General features: G+C 70.2%; 31 protein-coding genes and 1 pseudogene. 13 read left to right on the forward strand and 19 right to left on the reverse strand.

All coding sequences use genetic code 11. From position 1 onward, the window contains the following. The first annotated feature begins 2 nt into the window (after nt 1-2). A complete protein-coding gene (locus ABFX46_RS01115; RefSeq protein ID WP_346039983.1) occupies nt 3-1,169 on the forward strand; it encodes an alpha/beta hydrolase family protein in 1,167 nt (388 codons plus the stop codon). 15 nt (nt 1,170-1,184) lie between these two features. Here the strand turns inward: ABFX46_RS01115 and ABFX46_RS01120 are convergent, their stop codons facing one another. Further along, nucleotides 1,185-1,466: a Rid family hydrolase gene (locus tag ABFX46_RS01120; protein WP_346039442.1), complete on the reverse strand. Its 282-nt coding sequence runs from the start codon at nt 1,464-1,466 to the stop codon at nt 1,185-1,187. 56 nt (nt 1,467-1,522) lie between these two features. Next, complete coding sequence (hsaA, locus tag ABFX46_RS01125; RefSeq protein WP_346039443.1) at nt 1,523-2,689, reverse strand: 3-hydroxy-9,10-secoandrosta-1,3,5(10)-triene-9,17-dione monooxygenase oxygenase subunit; 1,167 nt, start codon at nt 2,687-2,689, stop codon at nt 1,523-1,525. Nucleotides 2,690-2,838: 149 nt separating this feature from the next. On the opposite strand from hsaA, the gene ABFX46_RS01130 reads away from it, so the two are divergent. The 8 genes and pseudogenes from ABFX46_RS01130 to ABFX46_RS01165 all read left to right on the forward strand — a co-directional run bounded on the left by ABFX46_RS01130 (nt 2,839) and on the right by ABFX46_RS01165 (nt 8,307). Beyond that, nucleotides 2,839-3,999, forward strand: a complete 1,161-nt coding sequence (locus tag ABFX46_RS01130) for a 3-ketosteroid-9-alpha-monooxygenase, oxygenase component (RefSeq protein ID WP_346039444.1) — start codon at nt 2,839-2,841, stop codon at nt 3,997-3,999. Then, nucleotides 3,996-4,235, forward strand: coding sequence for a ferredoxin (locus ABFX46_RS01135; protein ID WP_346039445.1), 240 nt, complete (start codon nt 3,996-3,998; stop codon nt 4,233-4,235). The genes ABFX46_RS01130 and ABFX46_RS01135 overlap by 4 nt, the downstream gene beginning before the upstream one ends. Beyond that, the gene (locus ABFX46_RS01140) at nt 4,228-5,013 is read left to right on the forward strand and encodes an SDR family NAD(P)-dependent oxidoreductase (protein WP_346039446.1); all 786 of its coding nucleotides are present in this window, start codon (nt 4,228-4,230) and stop codon (nt 5,011-5,013) included. The genes ABFX46_RS01135 and ABFX46_RS01140 overlap by 8 nt, the downstream gene beginning before the upstream one ends. Further along, nucleotides 5,010-5,798 (forward strand): SDR family NAD(P)-dependent oxidoreductase, encoded by a 789-nt coding sequence (locus ABFX46_RS01145; RefSeq protein ID WP_346039447.1) that lies wholly within the window; start codon nt 5,010-5,012, stop codon nt 5,796-5,798. The genes ABFX46_RS01140 and ABFX46_RS01145 overlap by 4 nt, the downstream gene beginning before the upstream one ends. 171 nt (nt 5,799-5,969) lie before the next feature. Then, a pseudogene (locus ABFX46_RS01150) lies at nt 5,970-6,080 on the forward strand (RNA polymerase subunit sigma-24); the annotation flags it as partial. Continuing rightward, nucleotides 6,056-6,838 carry a hypothetical protein gene (locus ABFX46_RS01155; protein WP_346039448.1) on the forward strand — a complete coding sequence of 261 codons (783 nt, stop codon included), beginning with the start codon at nt 6,056-6,058 and terminating at the stop codon, nt 6,836-6,838. The pseudogene ABFX46_RS01150 and the gene ABFX46_RS01155, both read left to right, overlap by 25 nt. A gap of 82 nt (nt 6,839-6,920) precedes the next feature. Further along, nucleotides 6,921-7,832: an NADP-dependent oxidoreductase gene (locus ABFX46_RS01160; protein ID WP_346039449.1), complete on the forward strand. Its 912-nt coding sequence runs from the start codon at nt 6,921-6,923 to the stop codon at nt 7,830-7,832. Nucleotides 7,833-7,878: 46 nt separating this feature from the next. Continuing rightward, nucleotides 7,879-8,307, forward strand: coding sequence for a YbaB/EbfC family nucleoid-associated protein (locus ABFX46_RS01165; RefSeq protein ID WP_346039450.1), 429 nt, complete (start codon nt 7,879-7,881; stop codon nt 8,305-8,307). A gap of 25 nt (nt 8,308-8,332) precedes the next feature. Here the strand turns inward: ABFX46_RS01165 and ABFX46_RS01170 are convergent, their stop codons facing one another. The 9 genes from ABFX46_RS01170 to ABFX46_RS01210 form a co-directional block, all read right to left on the reverse strand. Continuing rightward, nucleotides 8,333-8,692, reverse strand: coding sequence for a deaminase domain-containing protein (locus ABFX46_RS01170; RefSeq protein ID WP_346039451.1), 360 nt, complete (start codon nt 8,690-8,692; stop codon nt 8,333-8,335). A gap of 2 nt (nt 8,693-8,694) precedes the next feature. Next, on the reverse strand, nt 8,695-9,228 hold the full coding sequence (locus ABFX46_RS01175; RefSeq protein ID WP_346039452.1) for an SMI1/KNR4 family protein: 534 nt from the start codon (nt 9,226-9,228) through the stop codon (nt 8,695-8,697). Further along, a complete protein-coding gene (locus ABFX46_RS01180; RefSeq protein ID WP_346039453.1) occupies nt 9,225-9,740 on the reverse strand; it encodes a hypothetical protein in 516 nt (171 codons plus the stop codon). The genes ABFX46_RS01175 and ABFX46_RS01180 overlap by 4 nt, the downstream gene beginning before the upstream one ends. A 10-nt stretch (nt 9,741-9,750) precedes the next feature. Beyond that, the gene (locus ABFX46_RS01185; protein ID WP_346039454.1) at nt 9,751-10,434 is read right to left on the reverse strand and encodes a deaminase domain-containing protein; all 684 of its coding nucleotides are present in this window, start codon (nt 10,432-10,434) and stop codon (nt 9,751-9,753) included. A 9-nt stretch (nt 10,435-10,443) separates the two neighbouring features. Continuing rightward, on the reverse strand, nt 10,444-10,938 hold the full coding sequence (locus ABFX46_RS01190) for a WXG100-like domain-containing protein (RefSeq protein WP_346039455.1): 495 nt from the start codon (nt 10,936-10,938) through the stop codon (nt 10,444-10,446). Further along, nucleotides 10,938-11,264 (reverse strand): hypothetical protein, encoded by a 327-nt coding sequence (locus ABFX46_RS01195; RefSeq protein ID WP_346039456.1) that lies wholly within the window; start codon nt 11,262-11,264, stop codon nt 10,938-10,940. Before ABFX46_RS01195 ends, ABFX46_RS01190 begins: the two co-directional genes overlap by 1 nt. Before the next feature lie 140 nt (nt 11,265-11,404). Then, complete coding sequence (locus tag ABFX46_RS01200) at nt 11,405-12,322, reverse strand: LppU/SCO3897 family protein (protein ID WP_346039457.1); 918 nt, start codon at nt 12,320-12,322, stop codon at nt 11,405-11,407. Continuing rightward, nucleotides 12,298-13,032, reverse strand: coding sequence for a serine/threonine-protein kinase (locus tag ABFX46_RS01205; protein ID WP_346039458.1), 735 nt, complete (start codon nt 13,030-13,032; stop codon nt 12,298-12,300). Before ABFX46_RS01205 ends, ABFX46_RS01200 begins: the two co-directional genes overlap by 25 nt. Nucleotides 13,033-13,147: 115 nt before the next feature. Continuing rightward, nucleotides 13,148-13,402, reverse strand: coding sequence for a hypothetical protein (locus ABFX46_RS01210; RefSeq protein WP_346039459.1), 255 nt, complete (start codon nt 13,400-13,402; stop codon nt 13,148-13,150). Between the two features lie 89 nt (nt 13,403-13,491). Between ABFX46_RS01210 and ABFX46_RS01215 the strand changes: the two genes are divergently transcribed. After that, nucleotides 13,492-13,794 (forward strand): hypothetical protein, encoded by a 303-nt coding sequence (locus tag ABFX46_RS01215; protein ID WP_346039460.1) that lies wholly within the window; start codon nt 13,492-13,494, stop codon nt 13,792-13,794. A gap of 12 nt (nt 13,795-13,806) precedes the next feature. On the opposite strand, the gene ABFX46_RS01220 is transcribed toward ABFX46_RS01215, so the two are convergent. The 3 genes from ABFX46_RS01220 to ABFX46_RS01230 form a co-directional block, all read right to left on the reverse strand. Then, a complete protein-coding gene (locus ABFX46_RS01220) occupies nt 13,807-14,388 on the reverse strand; it encodes a carboxymuconolactone decarboxylase family protein (RefSeq protein ID WP_346039461.1) in 582 nt (193 codons plus the stop codon). Next, nucleotides 14,378-14,587 (reverse strand): hypothetical protein, encoded by a 210-nt coding sequence (locus ABFX46_RS01225; RefSeq protein ID WP_346039462.1) that lies wholly within the window; start codon nt 14,585-14,587, stop codon nt 14,378-14,380. The genes ABFX46_RS01220 and ABFX46_RS01225 overlap by 11 nt, the downstream gene beginning before the upstream one ends. A 239-nt stretch (nt 14,588-14,826) precedes the next feature. Further along, complete coding sequence (locus ABFX46_RS01230) at nt 14,827-15,042, reverse strand: hypothetical protein (RefSeq protein ID WP_346039463.1); 216 nt, start codon at nt 15,040-15,042, stop codon at nt 14,827-14,829. A 194-nt stretch (nt 15,043-15,236) separates the two neighbouring features. On the opposite strand from ABFX46_RS01230, the gene ABFX46_RS01235 reads away from it, so the two are divergent. Further along, nucleotides 15,237-17,117, forward strand: a complete 1,881-nt coding sequence (locus tag ABFX46_RS01235) for an ATP-dependent nuclease (protein WP_346039464.1) — start codon at nt 15,237-15,239, stop codon at nt 17,115-17,117. A gap of 102 nt (nt 17,118-17,219) precedes the next feature. Here the strand turns inward: ABFX46_RS01235 and ABFX46_RS01240 are convergent, their stop codons facing one another. Next, nucleotides 17,220-18,017 (reverse strand): class I SAM-dependent methyltransferase, encoded by a 798-nt coding sequence (locus ABFX46_RS01240; protein WP_346039465.1) that lies wholly within the window; start codon nt 18,015-18,017, stop codon nt 17,220-17,222. 49 nt (nt 18,018-18,066) lie between these two features. Beyond that, nucleotides 18,067-18,615 carry a GNAT family N-acetyltransferase gene (locus ABFX46_RS01245; RefSeq protein WP_346039466.1) on the reverse strand — a complete coding sequence of 183 codons (549 nt, stop codon included), beginning with the start codon at nt 18,613-18,615 and terminating at the stop codon, nt 18,067-18,069. Between the two features lie 39 nt (nt 18,616-18,654). Between ABFX46_RS01245 and ABFX46_RS01250 the strand changes: the two genes are divergently transcribed. Continuing rightward, on the forward strand, nt 18,655-18,861 hold the full coding sequence (locus ABFX46_RS01250) for a hypothetical protein (RefSeq protein WP_346039467.1): 207 nt from the start codon (nt 18,655-18,657) through the stop codon (nt 18,859-18,861). 28 nt (nt 18,862-18,889) lie between these two features. Here the strand turns inward: ABFX46_RS01250 and ABFX46_RS01255 are convergent, their stop codons facing one another. Together ABFX46_RS01255 and ABFX46_RS01260 are read right to left on the reverse strand one after the other, a co-directional pair. Beyond that, nucleotides 18,890-19,117, reverse strand: a complete 228-nt coding sequence (locus ABFX46_RS01255; protein ID WP_346039468.1) for a DUF397 domain-containing protein — start codon at nt 19,115-19,117, stop codon at nt 18,890-18,892. 6 nt (nt 19,118-19,123) lie between these two features. Beyond that, nucleotides 19,124-19,978: a helix-turn-helix domain-containing protein gene (locus ABFX46_RS01260; RefSeq protein WP_346039469.1), complete on the reverse strand. Its 855-nt coding sequence runs from the start codon at nt 19,976-19,978 to the stop codon at nt 19,124-19,126. Nucleotides 19,979-20,299: 321 nt separating this feature from the next. Between ABFX46_RS01260 and ABFX46_RS01265 the strand changes: the two genes are divergently transcribed. Then, entirely contained in the window at nt 20,300-20,710 is a 411-nt protein-coding gene (locus ABFX46_RS01265) for an ATP-binding protein (RefSeq protein ID WP_346039470.1), read from the forward strand. Nucleotides 20,711-20,798: 88 nt separating this feature from the next. On the opposite strand, the gene ABFX46_RS01270 is transcribed toward ABFX46_RS01265, so the two are convergent. Continuing rightward, nucleotides 20,799-22,379 carry an AMP-binding protein gene (locus tag ABFX46_RS01270; RefSeq protein ID WP_346039471.1) on the reverse strand — a complete coding sequence of 527 codons (1,581 nt, stop codon included), beginning with the start codon at nt 22,377-22,379 and terminating at the stop codon, nt 20,799-20,801.

Consider the following 22,379-nt stretch of genomic DNA (forward strand, 5'->3'; position numbering starts at 1 on the left):
CGATGGGAGGGGTCGCCGTCGCGGCCGTCACCTGCGCCGCGGCGGCCGGGCTCACCGCCGTCCCCGCCCAGGCCGCCCCGGCGCACCCGGGCAAGGGGCAGCGCGGCACGCTGCTCGACAGCCGTCCCCTGACGAACGCGGCGGCGCTGCCGAGCGCGTCCGCGAACCGGTTCGTCAGCTACGTCTCCGAGGGCGTGGGCGGGAAGCGGATCACCGTCACGGGCACCGTCGCCGTCCCGAAGGGCACGCCCCCGCCCGGCGGCTGGCCGGTGCTGAGCTGGGCGCACGGCACCACCGGGACCGCCGACGCCTGCGCCCCGTCCGCCGACACCGCGGACGGCCCGGCGCACGACTACCTGTCGATCACCGAGCAGTACCTCGACAAGTGGGTGCAGAACGGCTTCGCCGTCGTCCAGACCGACTACGAGGGCCTCGGCACGCCGGGCGGGCACCCGTACATGAACGGCGCCAGCGAGGCGAACACGGTCACCGACATCGTCCGCGCCGCCCGCAAGGCCGACCACCGCATCGGACGGGACTGGTTCGTCGCCGGGCACAGCCAGGGCGGCCAGGCGACCCTCTACACGGCCGCGGCCGCGCAGAAGCCCCGCGACATCCGCCTCAAGGGCGCCGTGTCGATCGCGCCCGGCTCCTCCATGAGCCAGACCGCGCAGTACGTGAAGGCGCAGTACCCCGGTGCCGAGATCGCGCTGCCGTTCCTGTTCGTCCTGCTCAACGGCGCGCACGCGGCCGACCCGGCGTTCGTCCCGGAGGACCTCCTGACGGACGACGCCGCCGCCATCGCCGAGGCGGGCCGGACGAACGCCTGCCTGGCCCAGCTCAAGCAGCTCACGGCGAACCTGCCGCTGACCGACGTGTTCCGCCCGGACGCCGACCTGACGCGCTTCGAGAACTACTACGACTCGCAGGAGGCGCTCGGCCTGACCATCAAGGTCCCGACGCTGGTCGCCCAGGGCACCGCCGACCGCGAGGTCTCCCCCGCCGCGACGCAGAACATCGTGACCGACCTCTGCAAGCGCTACGGCGCCATCGCCTACCGCACCTTCGACGGCGCCGACCACCGGGGCAGCATCAACGCCTCCTTCGAGGCCGGCCTGCAATTCGCCCAGTCCGTCCGCAACAACGAAACCCCACCCACCACCTGCTGACGCAGCCCGCGTGCCTCAGGCCCGCCCCCAGGCCCTGGCCATGCCTCCCGCCCGCGCAGGCCGCCCCTGCGCGGGCGGGACGAGCCGGAACCCCGCCTTGCCGAGGGTCTCGCGGAGCCGCTGGAACGTCAGCCGCACCTGGGCGCGCAGATCGCCCGGGTGCGCGATGGAGCCGTCGTCGGCGCGCGCCTCGTGGCCGGACACGAACAGCCAGCGTCGCGGTTGCTCCACGAGGACCGCCTGCTGGTAGCCGACGCGGTCGCCGGAGACGCGCGGATCGATGTCGGTGCGTCGCATGCGGCACCGCCTTCCGAGTGGGCCGGTGGTCCCTTCGGCACCGTCCGTACCCGGTATCAGACGAGGTTGTCCTCGACCTTGAGGCCGAAGATGCCGCGGCCCCACATCGAGAGGGCGTGCTCGACGTCGTTGGCGACGTGGACGCTGCCCGCGTGGGCGTCGCGCCAGGCGCGTTCGATGACGTTGCCGCGGTGCAGGGAGTTGCCGCCGGCGGTCTTGAAGAGGACGTCGATCGCCTGGATGGCGCGCTCGGTGCCGCGGACCTGGTCGCGGCGGGCCCGCAGCCGCAGCTCCATCGGGATCTTCTCGTTGCGGGTCGCGTACTCGTGGATCTCGCGGACGTTCCGGTCGGTCTGCAGGATCGCGGCGTCGATCTCGGACGCGGCGCGGGCGACGGCGACCTGGGCGTGCGGGTCCTCGACGAAGCGGCCGCCGCCGAGGCTGAGCCGGATGCGGTCGCGCATCCGCGCCACGTAGAGGTCGTGGCAGCCGGCCGCCATGCCGATCACGCTGGCCGTGACGGTGCTGGTGAAGATCGTCCCGAACGGCATGCGGTAGAGGGGGCCGGTGTTGACCTTGCGGCCCGGGTTGCGGAGCTGGGCCTGCTCGAAGTTGCGCATGGCGCGGTGGGACGGGACGAACGCCCGGTCGACGACGATGTCGTCGCTGGCGGTGCCGCGCAGGCCCATCGAGTCCCATACTTCGCGGATCTCGTAGTCGCGCTTGGGTACGAGCACCGTCATGAAGTCGACCGGCCTGCCCTCCGCGCCGACGACGAGGGCGCCGAGCAGGGCCCAGGAGGCGAACTCGACGCCCGAGGAGAACGACCAGTGGCCGCTCAGCTCGTAGCCGCCGTCGACCGGGGTGAGGCGGCCGATCGGCGAGTAGGACGAGGAGATCAGGGTGTCGGGCCCGGCGCCCCACACCTCGCGCTGCGCCTCGTCGGCGAACAGGCCGAGATGCCAGGAGTGGACGCCGAGGATCGCGGCGACCCAGCCGGTCGAGCCGCAGGCGCCGGAGATCGCGCGCACCACCTCGTAGAAGGCGACCGGGTCGCCCTCGGCGCCGCCGTAGCGGGTGGGCTGGAGCATCCGGAACACCCCGGCGGCGGTCAGTTCCCGTATCGTCTCGGTGGGGATCCGGCCCTTCTCGTCCACGGACCGGGCCCGCTCGGCGATGCCCGGCAGCAGCCCGTGCACGGCGTCCAGGACCTCGTTGCTCATCCGTCGACTCCCGTCTTCCCTAGTCCGACCATTGGAGCAGACCACGCCGCGGCACCGTCGGGGGGCCCCGCGTCCCGGCCACCGGGACTCGCCGGTCGGGACGGTGACCTGCGACCTAACGTTCGAATCACGCATCCATCGCTGAAGGGATGATCCACGTGACCGCAACCGAGTCGGACGCCGTCCGCGCCATCGAGGCGGAGGCCGTCTCCTCCCGGTTCGCCCGGGGATGGCACTGCCTCGGGCTGGCCGAGACGTTCAAGGACGGCAAGCCCCACACGGTCCACGCCTTCGGGCAGAAGCTCGTGGTCTTCACCGGGGCGGACGGGAAGACGAACGTCCTGGACGGCTACTGCCGGCACATGGGCGGCGACCTTTCCCAGGGCACGGTCAAGGGGAACGAGATCGCGTGCCCGTTCCACGACTGGCGCTGGGGCGGCGACGGCCGCTGCAAGTCGATCCCGTACTCGCGCCGCGTCCCGCTGCGCGCCCGGACCGCCGCGTGGCCGACGATGGAGCAGGACAAGCTGCTGTTCGTCTGGAACGACCCGGAGGGCAAGCAGCCGCCGGCGGACGTCCGGATCCCGGTGATCGAGGGCGCCACCCGCGACGACTGGACCGACTGGCGCTGGACGGAGCAGGTGGTCCACACCAACGCGCGCGAGGTCATCGACAACGTCGTGGACATGGCGCACTTCTTCTACATCCACAAGTCGTTCCCGACGTACTTCAAGAACATCTTCGAGAACCAGACCGCCACGCAGATCATGAAGGGCGTGACCCGGGAGGACGCCCGCCGGGCGCGCGAGGGCAGCGGCGGCGGCGGTCCGCGGATGCTCGGCAACACCTCGGTCGCGTCCTACCACGGCCCCTCGTTCATGATCGACGAGCTGACGTACCACTACGAGGGCTACGACCTGCACTCGGTGCTGATCAACTGCCACTACCCGATCGACGAGAACTCGTTCTCGCTGCACTCGGGCATCATCGTCCAGCACAGCGACGCGCTCCCGCCGGAGGCGGCCGAGGCGACCGCGGCGAAGCTGTCGGAGTTCATCCTGCTCGGCTTCCAGCAGGACGTCGAGATCTGGAAGAACAAGACCCGCATCGACAACCCGCTGCTGTGCGAGGAGGACGGGCCGGTCTACCAGCTGCGCCGCTGGTACGAGCAGTTCTACGTGGACGCCGCGGACGTCAAGCCGGAGATGACCGACCGGTTCGAGTTCGAGATCGACACGACCCGTCCGGTGGAGTCGTGGAAGAAGGAGGTCGAGGAGAACCTCGCGCGCAGCGAGGGGGCCTCGGCGTGACGTCCCGCCAGGACGAGCGGCTGCTGGACGGCCCGCTGGTCCCGGTCGCCTGCCGCCGCTGCGCCGCCGAGGTGCTGGTCCGCAAGTCGACCTGGGAGCAGACGAGCATCCAGTGGAACGCCGCCGCGCGGGCCGCGTGCGTGGGCATCCGGGACCCGCACGACACGTGCCCGGCGCTGCGCTCGTCGATCCAGGAGGCGGCGCTGACCGGCTCCGTCAAGGTCGTCGATGGGTGAGCTGGACGGGCGCGTCGCGGTCGTGACGGGCGCGGGCGACGGCATCGGACGCGGCGTCGCCCGCCGCTTCGCCGCCGAGGGCGCCCGCGTCCTGGTGGCGGAGCTGAACGAGGAGACCGGCGCCGCCGTGGCCGCCGAGATCGGGGAGAACGCCCGGTTCGTCCGGACGGACGTGACCGACCGCGCCCAGGTCGAGGCCATGATCGCCACCGCGGTCGAGACGTGGGGCTCGGTGGACGTCCTGGTGAACAACGCCTGGGGCGCCGGGACCGTGAGCCGCGTCGAGACCAAGACCGACGAGCAGCTCGCCCGCGGTTTCGCGATGGGCTACTACGGCCCGCTGTGGGCGATGCAGGCCGCGTTCCCCCACATGAAGGCGCGCGGGTGGGGACGCGTCGTGAACATGTGCTCCCTCAACGGGGTCAACGCCCACATGGGGACCCTGGAGTACAACTCGGCCAAGGAGGCCCTCCGGACGCTGACCCGCACGGCCGCCCGCGAATGGGCGCCGACCGGGGTCGTCGTGAACGCGATCTGCCCGGGCGCCAAGAGCGCGGCGTTCCGGCGGATGGCGGCCGAGCACCCGGAGATCGAGGCCGCCGCCGACCGCGCCAACCCGATGGGCCGCCTCGGCGACCCGGAGACCGACATCGCACCGGTGGCGGTGTTCCTCGCGTCCGAGGGCGCCCGCTACCTCACTGGAAACACCCTGTTCGCGGACGGCGGCTCGCACATCAACGGCGTCGCCTGGACCCCGGACCTGGACGGAGAGCAATGATCGACGCATATGGCCCGTGGGCCGTCATCGCCGGCGGTTCGGAGGGGGTCGGCGCCGCGTTCGCACACCGCCTCGCCGACGCGGGCCTGAACCTGGTGCTGATCGCCCGCAAGCCCGGCCCGCTGGCGGAGACCGCCGCGGCCGTCCGGGCGAAGGGCGTGGAGGTCCGGACGGTCGAGCTGGACCTGGTCTCCCCCGACCCGCTGAAGAAGGTCCGCGAGGTCACCGACGGCCTGGACGTCGGCCTGATGATCTTCAACGCGGGCGCGAACAGCTACGGGCACGAGTTCGTCACCGGCGACCTGGACCGCTTCCAGGGCGTCATCGACCTCAACATCACCGCGCAGCTCGCCTTCACGCAGCACTTCGGCGCGCTGATGAAGGAGCGCGGCCGCGGCGGCCTGCTGCTCGTCGGCTCCCTCGCCGGGTACATGGGCCAGGCGCAGATCAGCATCTACTCCGCCGTCAAGGCGTTCGGCCGCGTCTTCGCCGAGGGCCTGTGGCTGGAGATGCGCGAGCACGGGGTGGACGTCCTGGAACTCGTCCTCGGCGTGACCCGCACCCCGGCGATGGAACGTGCCGGCCTCAACATGGACATGCCGGGCCTGAACGTCGCCGAACCCGACGACATCGCCCGCGAGGGCCTGGAGCACCTGAAGGACGGCCCCGTCTGGGTCGCCGGCGGCAACTACGAGGCGGCGCAGAAGCGCGCGGGCTTCCCCCGCGACCGCAAGGTCCTCGGCGCCCACGAGGCCATGAAGCGGATGCTCCCGGACCCGTCCTGACCTTCGTCTGCGCGTGCTGATCGCGGCCCAGGGATTGCGGGAAGTCCTCCTGCCATCCCTGGGCCGCTCTGTTCGCGGGGTCCGGGAGATCGATTTCCTCGCTGGGTGAAAGATCCGGGCGGTGTCCCGACATGTGCAGGGTGACCACCGACCCGAGGAGGCCACGTTGCCGAGGACGCGGCCGACGTCGTCGCCGAGACGTTCACGATCGCCTGGCGCCGCGCGGCCGACATGCCGGCGGGCGACGAGGCCCGGCTGTGGCTGTTCGGGGTGGCGCGCCGCGGCGCCGCCGCCTCCCCCGGTTCGTCCGGCCCGCCATCGGCACGGCACTGGCCGGCGTCGCGGCCACGACGGTGCTCGTCCTGTCCGCGCAGGACTCCGGCCCGCTGCGCGCCTACGCCAACGCCGCCGTGCGGATCGACATGGCCGACGGCGCGTACGAGGTGGAGGTCAAGGACGCCTTCGCCGACCAGCGGGAGTTCCAGGAGGCGTTCGCCAAGGTCGGGCTGCGGGTCGAGCTCCGCATCGTGCCGGTGTCGCCGGGGCACGAACGCGACGTCATCGGCGTCGGCTCACTGCCGGCGCCGCCCGGGAAGCACGTTCCGGCCGACAGCGGGGCGGGGTCGTTCACGACCGTCCTGAAGTGCCCGCCCGGTCAGGACGCCTGCCCGCTCAGGGTCCGGCTCAGCGGTCCCATGTTCCGGACGTCGGGCGGCGAGATCGTCATCGGCCGCAAGGCCCGGCCCGGCGAGGTCTATGGGGACGCCCGGCCGGCGCGGGGCGACCACCCGGCGAGCCTCCGCCTCACCGGCCGGACCGCCGGCCGGGCGCTCGCGGACCTGCGCGGGCGCGGGCTCACCGCGTCCTTCACCATCGGCGACTTCAAGGCGGACGGCTCCGGGTTCATGTACGACCCGCCCGAGGGCTGGCACCCCGGTGACGGACGCCGGATCACCGGAGCCTGGGTGCGCAGCTCGGACTCGGTCGGCCTGCTGGTCGCCCCTGCCGAGGGCGACCCGCAGCCGCGGCCGACCGGCTGACCCCCGCCCCGCCGCGCGGCTTGACCTCAAGTTCGGTCGAGGTCCTAGCGTTCCTCATGATCGACGACGAAGGGGGACGACCATGCGGGTCGTGGGATTCACCGAGCCGGGCGGACCGGACGTGCTGACGGTGCTGGAGGTGCCCGTACCGGAGGCCGGCCCCGGCGAGGTGCGGGTCCGGGTCGCGGCGGCCGGGGTGCAGCCGTACGACCTGGCCATCCGGGAGGGGTGGTCGCCGCCGGGGACGCCGGAGGGCTTTCCGCGCGTCCCCGGCAACGAGTTCGCGGGCGTGGTGGACGAGGTGGGCGCGGGCGTCACGACCGTCCGGCCGGGTGAGGAGGTGCTGGGCTTCTGCCGTCTCACCGCCTACGCCGAGTACGTCGTCGTCCCGGCCGACGCGGTGACGGCCAAGCCCGCGGGCATGCCGTGGGACGTGGCGGGCGGCTTCCCCGCCGCCGTCATGACCCCGCACATCGCGCTGGAGGAGATGGCGGTCGGGGAGGGCGACACCCTGCTCGTCCACGCGGCGGCGGGCGGTGTCGGGACGGTCGCCGTCCAGCTCGCCCGCATCGCCGGCGCGACGGTCATCGGCACCGCCCGCGAGGCCAACCACGACTACCTCCGCTCGCTCGGCGCGATCCCCGTCACCTACGGGGACGGGCTGGAGGAGCGCGTGCGGGCCCTGGCGCCGGACGGCGTGGACGCCGCCCTCGACGGCGCCGGCGGCGACGCCCTGGACGTGTCGCTCACCCTGGTCAAGGACCGGACCCGCATCTTCACCCTGGTCGACCACGCCCGCGCCGCCGACCTCGGCGTGCGGACGATCCCGCCCACGAAGCGGTCGGCGTCCCGTGTCGCCGAGGCCGCGCGCTTTTACGAGGAGGGCCGCCTGCGCATCCACGTGCGGGCGTCCTTCCCGCTGGAGCGGGCCGCCGACGCCCACCGCGAGGTCGCCACCGGCCATGGCCGCGGCAAGGCCGTCCTCCTGACCTGACCGGCGGCATAGGCTGATCATCGGCGAATGACCGAGGAAGGACGGCATGGCCGATATCAACGAGTTCGACCGGATGCTGAGCGAGACGCGGGGCCTGCTCGACCAGATCCGCGGCGGCGGGACGCCTCCCGGCGCCGCGGAGGTGGAGGGGCGCGGCGAGGGCGCGGACGGCAGGGTGCGGGTGGTCGCCGGGGCCGGCGGGGAGCTGACCTCGGTGGAGCTGGACCCGCGCGCCCTGCGGATGCCGTCCGAGGAGCTGGCGGAGGAGCTGAAGGAGGCCGTCAACGCGGCGCTGCGCGAGCTGCGCTCGCGGTCGCAGGCCGCCGACACCGCGATCGACCCGGACGTCCTCGCCGAGCGGCTGCGCGAGGCCCAGGACCAGGGCCTCCGCCAGATGGCCGCGTTCACCCAGAGCCTGGACGACCTGATGACCCGCATCGGCGCCCGCTCCACCGGCGGGCAGCCCCCGCGTTAGGGCGCGTGTCGCGGGCGGGCGGCCGTCACGCCTCGACCAGGGTCAGCTCGATCCGCGGGTTGACCTGGTCGGGGGCGAACGGTTCGGCGGCGCCGCGGGTGTAGCCCAGCTCGATGCTCATCCGCGGGTACGCCCGCAGGAACTGCTGCATCGCCGCCCGGCACGACACGCACGGATAGTGCTCGCTGTACATGCGCAGGTGGCCCTTCGCGCGCCGGTTGGCGATCCGTCCGGCGGCGGCCTCCAGGACGAGGTACTCGGCATGGGCGGGCTCCGGCGTGCTGAAGCGGGGCGAGGCGGGCGGACGGCCCTCGCCGGTCACCCCGTCGAACGAGCCGCGGACGCCGCCGGCCTTCAGGTCGGCGGTGACGACGTTGCCCTCCATGGTCAGCCGTCGTCCTCGACGCGGGTCATGCTGAACCTGCCGGACGCCTCCAGGTCGCGGTAGGTGGCCACCTCGCGGCGCCGCATGTTCTCCAGCGAGACCAGGAACTCGCGGAAGGTGGGGAACGACTCGGACGGCTCCTCGCCCTCCACGTACGTCCACACCGGCGGGTCGGCCGGGGCCGTCGAGGCGTGCGGGATGTAGTACAGGACGTATCCCTGGTGCATGGCGATGACGAGCGCGTCGTCCAGCATGGACGGGTCGAGGTCGTTCTCGGCGAGCAGTTCGGCCGCGTCCTGCCGCAGTTCGAGGAGGTCCCGGTAGGCCCAGTCGGTGCCCTGCATCAGCGGGTAGGGGCGCTTGCCCATCACCGCGAGGAAGTCCCGGTAGAGCGCGGGCAGCGCGACGACCCGCTGGGCCCGCACCACGGCGGCGATCTCCTCGTCGGAGCAGCCGAGGAAGTCGCCGGGAGTGGCGAGGCCCTCCGCCAGCAGCCGGTCCCGGAACTGCACGACCGAGAACGCGTCACCATTCATCGAATCTCCACCGCTTGGCCGGCGCCGTCCAGAATGGACAGCAGGAATTCACGGAATGTCGCATGGAGCCGCACGCGGTCGGTTCCGTCGCTCGCCGTCCAGACCGGCGGATCGTCCGGCGCGGTGCTCGCATCGGGGATGTAGTAGATGAAATGCCCGGAGCCGAGGCCGATCACCAGCGCGTCGTCGAGAAAGCCCGTGTCGACCGCGTCGGAGCGCAGATCCTCCAGCACTTCCGCCTTCGCCTGGAGAAGGTCGGGATAGGACCAGTCGACGGTCGGCATCAGCGGCTTCGGGTTCTTTCCCATGGCGCCGAGGAACTCGCGGTACAGCCACGGGATCCGGCCGACGCCCTGGGTGTACATCAGCGTGTCGATCTCGCCCGGCGAGCATCCGGCCAGCTCTCCGGGCCGGACCTGCCTCCTCGCCTGCACGGCCGCCCGGTACTCGGCGATCGTGAAGCGCCGCGGGTCGAGGGCGGACGCGGGCGCCCGGTCGCGTTTGCGGCTCATCTCCGGGAGACTACCTCGCTCCGCGCGTGTAGTGGTGCGTGGTGATCCGGTCGTTCACATAATCGCCGGGGAACTTGTTCTGCGTGCCGATCGTCGGCGCCCCGCCGTCCACGTCCTTGTAGGTATAGACGATGTCCACCTTCATGTTGGGATAGCGGCGCAGGAAATCCTGGGTGGACATGGAGCATCCGTCGCACGGATGGCGCTCGGTGTAGATGGTGATCCGGCCGCTCGTGCGCGTATCGGGGAATCTCCGGGAGAAGTCCTCGTATATCTTCTTCTCCGAGTCGAAGCTGCGGTCATGGTTGTCCGTCTTGTAGTTGGGCAACCGGTCGTCCCCGGAACGGTCGATCGGGGTGAAGCCCTTCTTCTCCTGGTTCCCCCGGCCGCTCACCGTGTCGATCTGGCCGCGCTGCCTGCCCCGTCCGGGCGGGAAGACGTCGTAGTCGGACGTGGCGACGTTCTTGCGCTTGCCGACCCGCGTCTTGAGGGTGCGGGCGCGGTTCACCAGGCCGTCGAACTTGCGGTTGTTCGGCGTCCCGACCCGCGGTGTCGGGCTGCTCCCGGGGGCGCGGCGGCGCCCCGGCGCGGGCTTCATCAGGTCCTGCAGGCCCATCTTCTTGAACAGGCCCTTGGCCATGCCGCGGCCGCGGTTGCGGCCCCGGCGCGCCCGTCCTCGCTTTCCCCGTCCCATACCCGCGCCCTACTCGCCGAGGATCTGGTCGATCGCCATGCCGATGAGCTGGTCGATGATCAGCCCGGCGATCTCCTTGAAGATCGGGATCTCCGCCAGCGACGCCCCGAAGGTCACCGCCGCGGTCGCGATCGCCTGCGCGATCTGGATGGCGAGGATCACCAGCTGCACGATCACGCTGATCTTCAGCGCCAGCACGATCACGGCGGCCACGATGAGCCCGATGCCGACCACGGTCGTCCCGGTGACGGCCTCGCGCAGCAGCGAGTCGGGCGCCTCGGGGTCGGTCCACGCCTGCTGGAACGCCTCGAAGCCCTGGCCCGTCCCGGCGGCGTGGACGGCCTGGGCCGCGCCGCCGGACTCGCCGACCCGCGAGGCCAGCGTCCCGCCGAAGTCCACCCAGCGCTGCCCCATCTCGAACAGCTTGGTCTCGTCGGCCTCGGGCCAGGTGTAGCCGAGCATGCCGAGGAGGGAGATCAACTCGCCCGGTAGCTGGAGCCCCATCAGCCGAGGATCTCCCTGACCCGGTTGACCTCGATCTCGGAGAGGTCCTCGGCGTCCTTGTAGTTGTCGGCCATCTCCTCGAGGTCCTCGGCGAACGAGTCGAGCTCGTCGAGGTTGCTGTCGTAGCAGTCCATCGCCAGCTCGAAGGCGCCCTGGTAGCAGGCCCCGATGAGCATCCCGATGTCGTCGCCGCCCCACGGCTGGCCGTATCCGGACAGCTCCCCCTTGAAGGCGGCGAGGTCCTGGTCCATCTGGTCGATGGCCTGACCCAGCCGCGACGCCGCCTTGCGGAGGTCGGCCTCGCTGACCCGCAGTTCCTTTCCCACGGCACCTCCCCGATCATGAGGAGTCTAAATACGGCATCAGACGCGCACCACCACGAATCCGGCGCCGAGCAACAAACCATCACATCGTCGCAGGGCAATGCGGCCCTTTGATGTTGATCACATGCGCGGCGTCGCGGTGCTCAGACGATGCGGGTGCAGAGGGTGCGGCCGCGGACCTCCCAGTCGACCCTTCTGCCGCCGGACGGGCAGGAGGACGCGGTGGTGTACGCGGTGATGCGAAGGACGAACTCGTAGTCCCCCGGAGCGGAGCCGTCCCCGCAGGGCCACGAGGTCATCAGGTCGGCTTCGCTGACGGAGACCGTGTCCTCCTTCGCACCGTTGTGGGCCAGGAAGCACTGGCCCACGCGGAACTGGCGCCGCACGCAGAGGACGATCTCGTTGCCCTCCTCGCCATGGCTCCACCGCGACTGCCCTTCCAACTCGCTGCTGCCGCGGCAGGCGGCTTGGTCGTCGGCCACCTTGAACACCTTCACGTAGGCGTCCGCGCGGCCGCAGTCGACCGCGCGCGGCTTGCTCCTGCTCCACTCGTCGGATTTGTAAGGGTCCCGGTGGGCGTCCAGGCAGTCGCCGGCGGAGATCTTCTCGAACGCCGCGCGGGTGGAGTCGGGGAGGACGGCGCTGTCGGGCGTGCTCGCGCCGGACGCCCGAGGACTGGGCGTCGTGGGAGTCGAGGACGGGCCGGCCGTGCCGGCGGTGGTCGCCGCGGCGGCGGGTGCGGACGGTTCCTCCCCGCCGTTCCCGATGGCCCAGACGGCGAAGGCGATCACGAGAACGCCCAGCACCGCCGCCGCGGCCGCGATCAGCGGGGGCTTCGGCCGGCCGAGCGGCGGGATCCGCGGCGCGCTCCCGGCCGGGGGCGCCAGCACGTCCGTCTCCGCCACGCGCGTGGCGATCATTGTGGAGACGGGCTCGGGCAGCGCGGGGTCCCCGTCCCGCACGAACTCGGAGCAGCGGTCGAGGAACTCCCCCGGGTCGGGCCGGTCGGCCGGATCTTTCGCCAGCCCGGCCGTGATCAGTGGGAGCAGCGGCTCCGGCACGCCGTCCAGGTCGGGGCCTCGTTGACGACGCGGTAGCCGAGGGCGTCGATCGGGCCGTCCCCGAACGGCCGCCGACCGGTGGCGGCGAAGGCCAGCACGGCGGCCAGGCAGAACACGTCACTGGCCCGCCCGACCTCGCCGCCCCGGAGCTGCTCGGGCGACATGAACCCGGGCGTCCCGGCCACGCTGGTGCTGGACTGCGAGGTGGCGTCGAGCGCCCGCGCGATGCCGAAGTCGATGATGCGGGGCCCGTCCTGGGCGAGCAGCACGTTGCCGGGCTTGAGGTCCCGGTGGACGACGCCCCGGTCGTGGATCGCCATCAGCCCTTCGGCGAGCCCGGCCCCCAGCCCCGCGACCGCCTCCTCGGAGAACGCGCCGTGCGCGGCGACGGCCTCGTGCAGCGAGGGACCGGCGATGTAGTCGGTCACGAGCCAGGGCGGATCGGCGCCGGTGTCGGCGTCCACCACGTGGACGGTGTGGATGCCCCCGACCCGCCGCGCCGCCGCGACCTCGCGCTCGAACCGCCGCCGGAACTCCGGGTCCTCGGCGAGATACGGGTGGATCACCTTGACCGCGACCGGCCGTCCGCCCTTCGACCGGCCCAGGTAGACCCGGCCCATCCCGCCCGCCCCGAGCCGCGCCAGCAGCCGGTACTCGCCGACCTTTCGCGGGTCGCCCGCCCGCAGCGGTTTCAGTTTCTCGCTCGACACCCGCACGTCCTCCCGCACCGACCGGTGATCAGGATCGAACTTTTCCATAAGGGCGGGCGAATGTCTCCCGCGCGGCCCCCGGCCCCCTTCTCCATGCGCTCGGGGACGACGCTAACTATCCTTCGTCGATCTTGGTGAGGAGATGGCGAGTGCGCAGAGCGGGCATGTCACTGGTGCTCGCGGCCGTCCTGGCCGCGGGGTGCGGAACGGAGTCCGGCGGGAAGGCGGAGGCCGCCTCGCCGAGCGCGGCACCGGCTTCACCGGCCGCGGCGGGGCTGACCGAGTCCCAGGTCAAGCCCGCGCTCCCGGACCCGCACGCGATGGGCGCGTGGGAGCCGGTGACCAGGGGCGTGAACAGCGCGAAGGCCACCTCAACTGCCCCAGCGAGCAGCAGTGCAAGGGAAAATGGTTCGGGCACATCAAGTAGCGTCTGAATTCCGGCACCATCGTGTCCTTTCGATGACGACCTTCGGCAACGCGGCCGACGCCGGCGAGCATTTCCAGGAGCAGAAGGCAAGGTACTCGGAGTACGCGCCGATCGAGATGCCGAAGCTCGGCGATGAGAGCCTCGCCTACCGGCGCAACGCCGGCGGCCTGACCGGCGCCTACCTCACGGCGAAGGTCGGCACGGTGGTCGCGACCGTCCTCGTGGAACGCGGCGACTACGAGGTGACGCTCCCGCAGACCGCGAAGATGTTCGTCGACCGGATCCGCCAGGCCCAGGCGGGCCGGAAACCCGACGCGGGCCTACCCCGCTTCTGAGCCGGTCACCGACTACCGGTAACCGCGCTTGAGCAGGTACTTGGCCCCGGCATCGAAGCCGTCCCGGTCGAGCACTTCGAAACCGAAGGCGTCGGCGAGCCGGTCGGTGATGGTGAAGGCGGCGCAGACCGCCAGCGCGTCCCGCACCTGCTTCGGCGAGACCCCGGCGGCCAGCACGTCCCGCACATCATCAGCGCCGACTGCCCCGTCCCGGGTCAGCGTGCCGAGCATCCGCAACGTAGCCCGCAGCGACTCCTCGATAGGCGCCGACTCCAGGTCGGCCAGCACCGCCGCAACGCGCGACTCGTCCTGATACGCCAGCCGCGCGCACGCGCTGTGCGCGCCAACGCAGAACGCGGTGCCGTTCACCTCGGACACGTAGGCGGCCATCAACTCCCGGTCGCCCACCGACCAGTCGGACGGCCCGCGCATCGCCTCATGGGTGAACTCCTTGGCCCGGTCACCGTAGAAGTCGGGCCGGTAGAAGACCAGCTTGGCGGCGTCCGGCAGCGGACGCCCGGAGAACAGCCGGACGACCCCGAACACCACCTTGGTCTTCGGGCTGTAACCGCGATTGAGGATGTCAAGACGCATGCTCCGGCCCCTCCCCCGCGGTCGCCTCGGCCAGGGCGGCCAGCCCGGCCGCGTACAACCGGTCGGACTGCCCCACCGCGGCGCACACCACCAACTCGAAGACCTGGTCCTCGCTGTACCCGGCCGCCGCCACCAGCGCCAGATCCGCCTCGCTCACCTCCGAGGGCCGGTCGACGACCTTGCCGACCAGCACGTCCAACGGCGGCGAAAGCCCCTCATTCCGAAAGGCATGCCCCCGCAGCTCCGCAGAAGCCCTACCGTCCCCACGCAGCACCCGATCAACGAGCGCCCGGAAGGCGCCCAGCTTCCCGTCCGCGTCCGTCATGGCACCCTCACCCTCCTCCACGACCGACAACCATCCTCACCAACAAGACGATCGCCACACCCCCGACCACGACACACCCCGGCAGAACTTCAGCCACCCCGCTCCACCAAAGCTCAGGCCGGCATCCGGTGACGACCCACGGGGTTCCCCATCCACTCCTCCCGGAGGGATGTTCTGTCGCCGGTGATGCCACTTTCCGGCTCGTCCGTGAACTGGGTATGCGGACGTTCCCTATCGCCCCCTTGCGCCGCCGCGACGCAGATGTCGCACGCCTCCTGCAACTCTTGTGCGCCCTTGTGCTCACGGAACATCGTCCACAGCACCCTCATCCCGACGACCGTATCCGCCGGCGCCGCCCTCCAAGTGGAGCGCACCGCAACGAGCGATCCTGACGCCGACTACATCGACAGACATAGCGGGTGTGAGTGCAATCGTCCACCATTGGCCTGCATGTGCCAGTTTTCAAAATCGGTTGCGCAGCAACGCGTGTGAGCGGTGAGGTACATGGGTGCGGATACGACGAGTGAAGGTTCAGAACTTTCGGTGCCTGCCGGACGTGGACATCCGGTTCGACGACATCACGAGCTTCATCGGGCCCAACGGCGTCGGAAAGTCGGCCGTGCTCCGGGCCCTGGACTGGTTCTTCAACGGTGCCCCAGGGGGCCGGGGGCTCACGGAGAAGGACGTCTGGGCCGGCGCTGAGCATAAGCGCATCAGTGTCGGGGTCGAGTTCGGCGACCTCACCGACGTGGACCGGAACATGCTCGGCAAGTACGCGGCCGACGGCACGCCCACCGTGTGGCTGTGGCGCCGGTGGGAGGACGGCACTGACAAGCTGTCAGGCCGAGCACTGACCTACCCTCCCTTCGAGGAGATCAGGCGCGGCGGCACCGCCACCGAGCGACGCAAGAGGTACCAAGCGCTGCAGACTAAGCGGCCCGACCTGGACTTGCCGGCAGTCCGGAACGCCGAGCAGCTCAATGCGGCGCTCACCGCCTGGGAGCGTGAACACCCTGACGCGCTGACGGGCACGGAACTCGTGGCCGACACCCACTTCTTCGGTTTCGCGGGTCAGGCCAGGATGACCGGCCTGTTCGACTATGTGTTCGTCAGCGCCGATCTGCGCGCCAGCGAGGAAAGCCGGGATGCCAAGGGCTCCATCATCGGACGGATTCTGAATCAGGCCATCGACCGCAGCGAAGCGGAGACGGAGATGGCCGCCCTGCAGGATCTGGTGAATGCCAATCGGGAGACCATCCAGAGCAAGCATTTCGGGACCCAGCTCGAAAAACTGTCCGCACGACTGACCGGCGAGATCGAGCAGTTGACCATGGGACGGCGCGTGCAGGTCACCTCGCTCGTCCCCGAGCTACTCCTGCCGCAGGCTCAGTTCCAGGTCTCGATCGAGGACGGGAAGGCTCACACGCGCATCGACCAGCAGGGCCACGGTTTCCAGCGTGCGCTGCTCGTCACGGCGCTGCGGGTGCTGGCACAAAGCGAGGTCAACGCGGACGATCGCACCATCTTCCTGGCGGTCGAGGAGCCGGAGCTCTTTCAGCACCCGGTACAGGCCCGGGCGTTTGCGGCCGTCCTCCGTGCCCTGGCAATGGAGGCCGGGCACGGAGTGCAGATCGCATACGGGACGCACAGCCCCTACTTCCTCGATGCCGAAAGCTTCAGCGAGGTACGGCGCTTCTCGCGGGAGTTCACGGCGGGCGCGCCGTCGGCCCGGATCCATTCAACCACCCTCGACGCCGTCGCAAACCGGCTCGGCGCACTGCTCGACAAGGGAAAGATCAACCGGCGGCTCGCGAGCATGTGCCTCCACAACCTTCCAGAGGCGCTGTTCGCCCACGCGGTGATCCTCGTCGAGGGCTCCACGGAAAAGGGCGTCCTTGAAGGGTGCGGTCTGAGGCGGGACCCGCTCAACAGGCACGGGATCGTGGTCGCCGATGTCGGGGGCAAGGACGGCATCGCGCTCGCGCACGCGATCCTCACCGAGCTGGGCATCCCCTGCTATCCCGTCTTCGACGGCGACGCGGGATGCCGAGAGCGCGCCGCCCGTAAGAAGGGCCGCAGCGAAGAAGACCTGGACAAGCTCGCCCAGGAGATGAAAGACAAGAACCGCGCCCTGCTCGCCTACCTAGGCGGGCAGCCCGAGGACCACCCACCGACGAAGGCACATGCCTCATACGCGGTCGTCCACGACACCCTAGAGACCTCACTCGCGACGGAGTGGCCCGAGTGGGATGTCGCTCGAAAGAACCTCGTGAGCGAGGGGCACGGCGTGGACGGCAAGAACGAGAACACCTACCGCCAGGCCGCACGCGACGCTGCGGCCGACCCCCCGAGCTGGCTTCGCGAGGTGATCAACACGGTCACGAAGATGTGCCCCGATGGCTGACCCGCGTTAGGCGCCGATGAGGCGCATAAAACAGTCGAATAAGCCAGGGGCTAATAGGAGATCTCGCGAGAGTTGCACCTGACTAAACACGGTTTGATCCGTTCAGGGGTGGTGGGCGGTTACTGTCCAGGCGCGGGAGTCGAAGCAGATGCCGTCGTCGGTCAGGTGCGTGGCGAGCATGTCGCGCAGTCGTTCGGTCGCGCGGGTCGCGGCGGCGGGGTCTAGACGTTTCAGGGCCTCGTTGGTGCAGGTGAAGCCTCGGATCCATTCGAGCGCGGCGTCCACATTCGGGCCGTAGTAGACCGGTTCGCGGACGTCGGTGATGGCGATGTCCGTGAAGCCGGCGGATCTCAAGACCTCGCGGACGGTCGACGGATCGGAGAGCGAGAACGCATCCGGTCCCGCACGATCGGGTGCCAGTGGTTCTTCCGGTTCTGCCAAGGCTCGGCGGATGACGACGTCCCACTCGTTGTGCTCTGGGGCTTGCCAGACCAGCATCACCAGGCGACCGCCCGGGCGCAGTGCTCGGTTGATGTTGGCGAAGGCGGCCGCAGGGTCGGCGAAGAACATCGTGCCGAACCTGCTCATTGCCAGGTCGAAGCGCTCTGGCGGGAAGCGGTGAACCTGTGCGTCGGCCAACCTGAAGGTGACGTTGTCGAGGCCGTCCGCGCGGGCCAGTTCGCGGGCGCGGTCGATCGCGGGCGCCGAGACGTCCACCCCCAACACGCTTCCCTCACGGGCCGCTCGCGCGGCGTCGCGGGTCGTCTGTCCGGCTCCGCAGCCGATGTCGAGGATGTGGTGGTGCGGCTGGACGGCGACCGCTCGGCGCAGCACCTCGTTGTACCGCCGCAGTTCAGCGTCATAGCCGCCGGTGCTGGGCGCGTTCGCCGCGTCTCGCATCGCGCTCCCTTCTTCACGCCCCGGACTACTGACCGCCACGCCTCGCGGCTCAGACCTCGGGGAGGGTCGGATCGGGTGTCCACGGTTCCGGGGCTGTGATGGCCCAGCGTTGGTGGTCTTGCCAGCTTCCATCGATATAGAGGTAGGCGGGCGAAAGCCCTTCGTAGCGGAAGCCGAGCCGCTGGACCAACGCCAAGGAGGCCTTGTTCGCCGGCTGGATGTTGGCCTCCAGTCGGTGTAGCCGCAGTTCGGTGAAGGCGTGCCGCAGGGCGGCAGTGAGCCCTTCGGTCATGTAGCCCTGGCCGGCGGACGGGGCGAACGCCGCATAGCCGAGGGACGCCCCCTGGTAGCGGCCCCGGATGATCGAGTTGATGTTGACCATGCCGGCGGCTGCGCCGGTCTCCCGGAGACGGACCAGAAAGCCCTGGTTGGCGCCGTCGTCGAAGCGGCGCATCCAGGCCTGGAACTCCTCAGCCGTCGCGGGCAGTCGCATCCACGGCCGGTGCAGTTCGGTGCTGGCCCGCACGAGCGAGCAGAACTCGTCCTGGTCAGAGCGTGTGAGCGGGCGCAGTTCGACCCGCGACGACATCTTGCGCATGAGCCAACGTTAGGGACAAAGAAGGTCAGACGATGAGCATTGGACGCTGACAGCACGGCATCAAGGCCGAAGCACTACTTCCACGTCCAGCTCATGTACGACACGGGCGAGGACGTCCGCTACCTGCGCTCGCGCGGCCTGCGCCGCGCGCACTTGGCCCGCGACCTCGCCGTCCACCGCAGGTCACGTCAGCGTGGTCGCGAGACGGCGTTCGAGGCCGCAACGGAAACGTCGAACGGGCGCTGACAGGACTGGCGAACGCGGTGCGGCGAGGTCAGGTGCTGTCGGCGGCGCCCCGGTCGTAGTGTCCGAACCTCGCCCGAGTCATGAAGGCGTCCCAGGCTTCGGGGGTGAGCGTGAGGTGTCCGGCGTCCGGGGCCTTGCTGTCCCGCACTCCGATGCCCGCCGGGAGGGCGGCGACCTCGACGCACTGGCCGTTGGAGCTGCTCCGGCTGCTCTTTCGCCACTGGGCATCGGATACATCGTGCGGGGTGGTCATCATGCTCCCCTAACCTGGACGCAGATCTTCCGCCACCGCGGCGATCAACGAAGCAGATGCGCTCGGGCTGAGCGCTCCAGCGCGAAGATGTGTAAATACCAGGTTATACCGAGCGATGTCGGCCTCCTCTTCCAAGAAGAGGTCCCCCGCCTGACTGTCGACGTACACGATGTCGGGTCCAGCCGCCTCACCAAAGGTCATAACGACGAAAGAACCGGTCATGCCAGGATGAGCTCCTGCATCGAACGGGACCATCTGCACCTGCACGGTCGGGAGTTCAGCGATGCGCAGCAGGTGGTCCAGTTGCTCCCGCATGACCTCGTGGCCGCCCACCACACGGCGGACGGCGGCCTCGTCCATGATCGCCCACAGTCTCAGCGGCTCAGCCTTTGTCAGGGCTGCTTGCCGCCTCATTCGAGCCTCGACTCGGTTCTCGACCTCTTCACGAGCCAGCCCGGGATCACCGCCGCTGATGGCGGCTCTCGCGTAGCGCTCGGTTTGGAGGAGGCCGGGGATGAACAGGCACTCGTAGTTCAGCACTTCGCGCGCCTCGGACTCGAACTCGATGTAGGAGGCGTAGCGCTCTGGGAGGTCCGAGGGGAAGGTGTGCAGCCAGCCGCGGGTCGCCGACTGCTTGAGTAACGTCCTCAGCTCGGAGCGCTTCGGCTCGGCCACCCGATATACGTCCAGGAGGCTGGTCAGGGTGCGCGCCTGGGGACGGACGCGAGCGGTCTCGATGCGGTAGAGCGTGGCCACGTTGATGCCGGTCTGCTCGTTGACCTGCTCGCGGGTGAGTTCAGCGAGCTTGCGCAGCTGGCGAAGCTCCGCCGCGAGGCGACGAAGACGCACCGTTGGCGCTCCCACTGCGGCTCCTTTCCGTGTGACGGCTGCGGATGCCGGCCGGTCCCGTCCCCCTCGGCGCCTCCCGAACGATCACGAATGCAAGCAATGTTAATGCAACCCTTGCATACGTACTCTGTGTGATGCATCCTTTGCAGAGCGTTCCACAGGACGCCGGTCGGCCGCAGGGAATCAGCAAGAAAACGAAGGGAACGTGATGCCGGTGCCGGTCGTGTCGCGGCGGTGGTCGCTGGCGGTGCTCGTCGTTCGAGACCGTGGCGGGTGGTCCTATCTGTGGGACGCCGTGCACCGGACCCCGGCCGAGCACATCGCGGGGGTCGCTCGGTGATCGTCTGGGACGAGAAGCACGCGGAGCGGGTGTGCTCGGACGGTGTCCTGGACGTCCGGGAGGTTCGGGCCCGGGTGCTGCGGACGGTGACCCGATGCGCCGACGGGTTCGATCTGGGTGACGTGGACCTGCTCGTCTGCGAGATCGCGACCAACGCCGTCCGGCACAGCGCGAGCGGCCGGCCCGGAGGCGGGCTGTGGGTGACCGTGCTCGTGTCGGCCGGGCGGCTGCGGGTGGAGATCCAGGACGATGGCGGCGCGGAGGGGTGCCCGATGATCCCGGTGAAGGTGTCGGCGTGGGACGAGGGCGGGCGCGGGCTCCTCATGGTGAGTGAACTGGCCGATCGCTGGGGTGCCCTACGCGGGGAGAACGGACGCCACACGGTCTGGTTCGAGGTCGTCCGGTGATGGACGTGCCGTGGCTGCGCCATGCGTGGGTTGCCCGGCGAGGCGCGGGCGTGGCGGGCGCTCGCGGAGATGCCGCAGGGACGGGGCGTCAGATGGTTCGGAGTGTGTAGGTGCCGTTGCGGTGCTCGTAGATCGGGTCGGTGGTGTTGTGGGCCGTTTCGCGTAGTGGGCGCTTGATGACCTTGTTGGTCGGGGTGCGCGGTAGGGCGTCCACTATGCGGATGTAGCGGGGCGTCCACTTGGTGCCCAGGTCGGGCTGTGCTTTCAGGAAGGCCGTGAAGGACTCCGGGTCGAAGGGGTGCCCCTCGGCGAGGGCTACGGCTGCCATGACCTGGTCGCCTACGTGGTCGTCCGGGACGGCGTAGACCGCTACTTCTGTGAAGTGGTCGTAGCGGGACAGCAGGCGTTCGACCGGGGCTGCGGCGAAGTTCTCGCCGTCCACGCGCAGCCAGTCGTCGTTGCGGCCGGCGAAGTACCAGTAGCCCTCGGCGTCTCGGTAGGCGAGGTCGCCCGACCACGTCCAGCCGTTGCGGACGCGTTTCGCCGTCGCCTCAGGGTTGTTGTAGTAGCCCTCGAACTTGCCCGCCCCGTTGGTGTCGACGATCTCGCCGATCGCTTCTTCTGCGTTGAGGAGCGTGCCGTGCGCGTCGAACTTGGCGGGCGGGCATTCGTGCAGGGTGTCCGGGTCGATGACCAGGGTGCCCGGCTCGGCTACGCCCAGGGAGCCCGGCGGTGTGCCCGGGACGCGGTTCAAGCGGATCTCGCCCTCGCTGGAGCCGTACGAGTCGATGACCGTGCAGCCGAAGCGGCGCGCGAACTCTGCGATGTCGCGTTCGTTCGCCTCGTTGCCGAAGGCGATGCGGAGAGTGTTGTCGGCGTCGTCCGGCTTCTCCGGGGTGGCCAGGATGTAGTTCAGCGGCTTGCCGACGTAGTTGAAGAACGTGACGCCAAAGCGGCGGACGTCCGGCAGGAAGCCCGAAGCCGAGAACTTGCGCCGCAGGGCGATGCGGCCGCCCGTTGCCACCGCCGGGGCGATGCCCGCCATCAGCGCGTTCGAGTGGAACATCGGCATGACCACGTAGAACACGTCGTCGCCGGTCAATCCCCTGCGGTCGCGCTGCTGGACGGCGATCCGGCCGAGGCGGCCCTGGGAGCAGATCACCGCCTTGGGAGCCGATGTCGTCCCCGACGTGAAGACCAGGGAGAAGATCGTCTTCGGGGACACGGGTCGGACGTCCGCCAGAGAGGTCGTCGCCAGGCGGTCGGAGTAGGCGGCCGTGCCGATCGTCAGTGCCGGAACATCCGCCAAGCCCTCCAGCAGCGATTCCCTGGACGTCTCCGTGACCAGCAGCGCGCAGTCGGTGTGGGAGATGTCGCGCGCCAGTTCAGCGCCCCGCCGCGTCGGGTTCAGTTCGACGACCGGGACGCCCGCCAGCGCCGACCCCAGAAGCCAGAACAAATGCTCCGGGCCGTTCTCCAGGAAGAGCCCGACATGTCCGCCCGCCGAACGAGCCAGAGTCGCGCGGCGACGGGCCTCCTCGATGACCTCGCGCCACGTCCAGGACGCGTCCTCGAAGGTCAGAGCCGGGCGATCATCGTCCGCCCGGGCCGCGACCAGTTCGGCGAACGTGATCTCGTGGTCCGGGCGGTCGTCCTGCAGCGCGGGCAT

Origin of the sequence: Actinomadura chokoriensis (genome assembly GCF_039529475.1) — a bacterium.
Lineage (GTDB): Bacteria > Actinomycetota > Actinomycetes > Streptosporangiales > Streptosporangiaceae > Spirillospora > Spirillospora bangladeshensis.

Excerpts from the sequence above, each read along its gene's own strand:
- ABFX46_RS01120 (WP_346039442.1), bottom strand. The coding sequence starts at position 1,466 with ATGCGACGCACCGACATCGATCCGCGCGTCTCCGGCGACCGCGTCGGC.
- ABFX46_RS01165 (WP_346039450.1), top strand. The coding sequence starts at position 7,879 with ATGGCCGATATCAACGAGTTCGACCGGATGCTGAGCGAGACGCGGGGC.
- ABFX46_RS01240 (WP_346039465.1), bottom strand. The coding sequence starts at position 18,017 with ATGCGAGACGCGGCGAACGCGCCCAGCACCGGCGGCTATGACGCTGAA.
- ABFX46_RS01115 (WP_346039983.1), top strand. The coding sequence starts at position 3 with ATGGGAGGGGTCGCCGTCGCGGCCGTCACCTGCGCCGCGGCGGCCGGG.
- ABFX46_RS01190 (WP_346039455.1), bottom strand. The coding sequence starts at position 10,938 with ATGGGGCTCCAGCTACCGGGCGAGTTGATCTCCCTCCTCGGCATGCTC.
- ABFX46_RS01255 (WP_346039468.1), bottom strand. The coding sequence starts at position 19,117 with ATGATGACCACCCCGCACGATGTATCCGATGCCCAGTGGCGAAAGAGC.
- ABFX46_RS01160 (WP_346039449.1), top strand. The coding sequence starts at position 6,921 with ATGCGGGTCGTGGGATTCACCGAGCCGGGCGGACCGGACGTGCTGACG.
- ABFX46_RS01170 (WP_346039451.1), bottom strand. The coding sequence starts at position 8,692 with ATGGAGGGCAACGTCGTCACCGCCGACCTGAAGGCCGGCGGCGTCCGC.
- ABFX46_RS01140 (WP_346039446.1), top strand. The coding sequence starts at position 4,228 with ATGGGTGAGCTGGACGGGCGCGTCGCGGTCGTGACGGGCGCGGGCGAC.
- ABFX46_RS01145 (WP_346039447.1), top strand. The coding sequence starts at position 5,010 with ATGATCGACGCATATGGCCCGTGGGCCGTCATCGCCGGCGGTTCGGAG.
- ABFX46_RS01230 (WP_346039463.1), bottom strand. The coding sequence starts at position 15,042 with ATGAGGGTGCTGTGGACGATGTTCCGTGAGCACAAGGGCGCACAAGAG.
- ABFX46_RS01185 (WP_346039454.1), bottom strand. The coding sequence starts at position 10,434 with ATGGGACGGGGAAAGCGAGGACGGGCGCGCCGGGGCCGCAACCGCGGC.
- ABFX46_RS01130 (WP_346039444.1), top strand. The coding sequence starts at position 2,839 with ATGATCCACGTGACCGCAACCGAGTCGGACGCCGTCCGCGCCATCGAG.
- ABFX46_RS01270 (WP_346039471.1), bottom strand. The coding sequence starts at position 22,379 with ATGCCCGCGCTGCAGGACGACCGCCCGGACCACGAGATCACGTTCGCC.
- ABFX46_RS01245 (WP_346039466.1), bottom strand. The coding sequence starts at position 18,615 with ATGCGCAAGATGTCGTCGCGGGTCGAACTGCGCCCGCTCACACGCTCT.
- ABFX46_RS01180 (WP_346039453.1), bottom strand. The coding sequence starts at position 9,740 with ATGAGCCGCAAACGCGACCGGGCGCCCGCGTCCGCCCTCGACCCGCGG.
- hsaA (WP_346039443.1), bottom strand. The coding sequence starts at position 2,689 with ATGAGCAACGAGGTCCTGGACGCCGTGCACGGGCTGCTGCCGGGCATC.
- ABFX46_RS01220 (WP_346039461.1), bottom strand. The coding sequence starts at position 14,388 with ATGCGTCTTGACATCCTCAATCGCGGTTACAGCCCGAAGACCAAGGTG.
- ABFX46_RS01215 (WP_346039460.1), top strand. The coding sequence starts at position 13,492 with ATGACGACCTTCGGCAACGCGGCCGACGCCGGCGAGCATTTCCAGGAG.
- ABFX46_RS01175 (WP_346039452.1), bottom strand. The coding sequence starts at position 9,228 with ATGAATGGTGACGCGTTCTCGGTCGTGCAGTTCCGGGACCGGCTGCTG.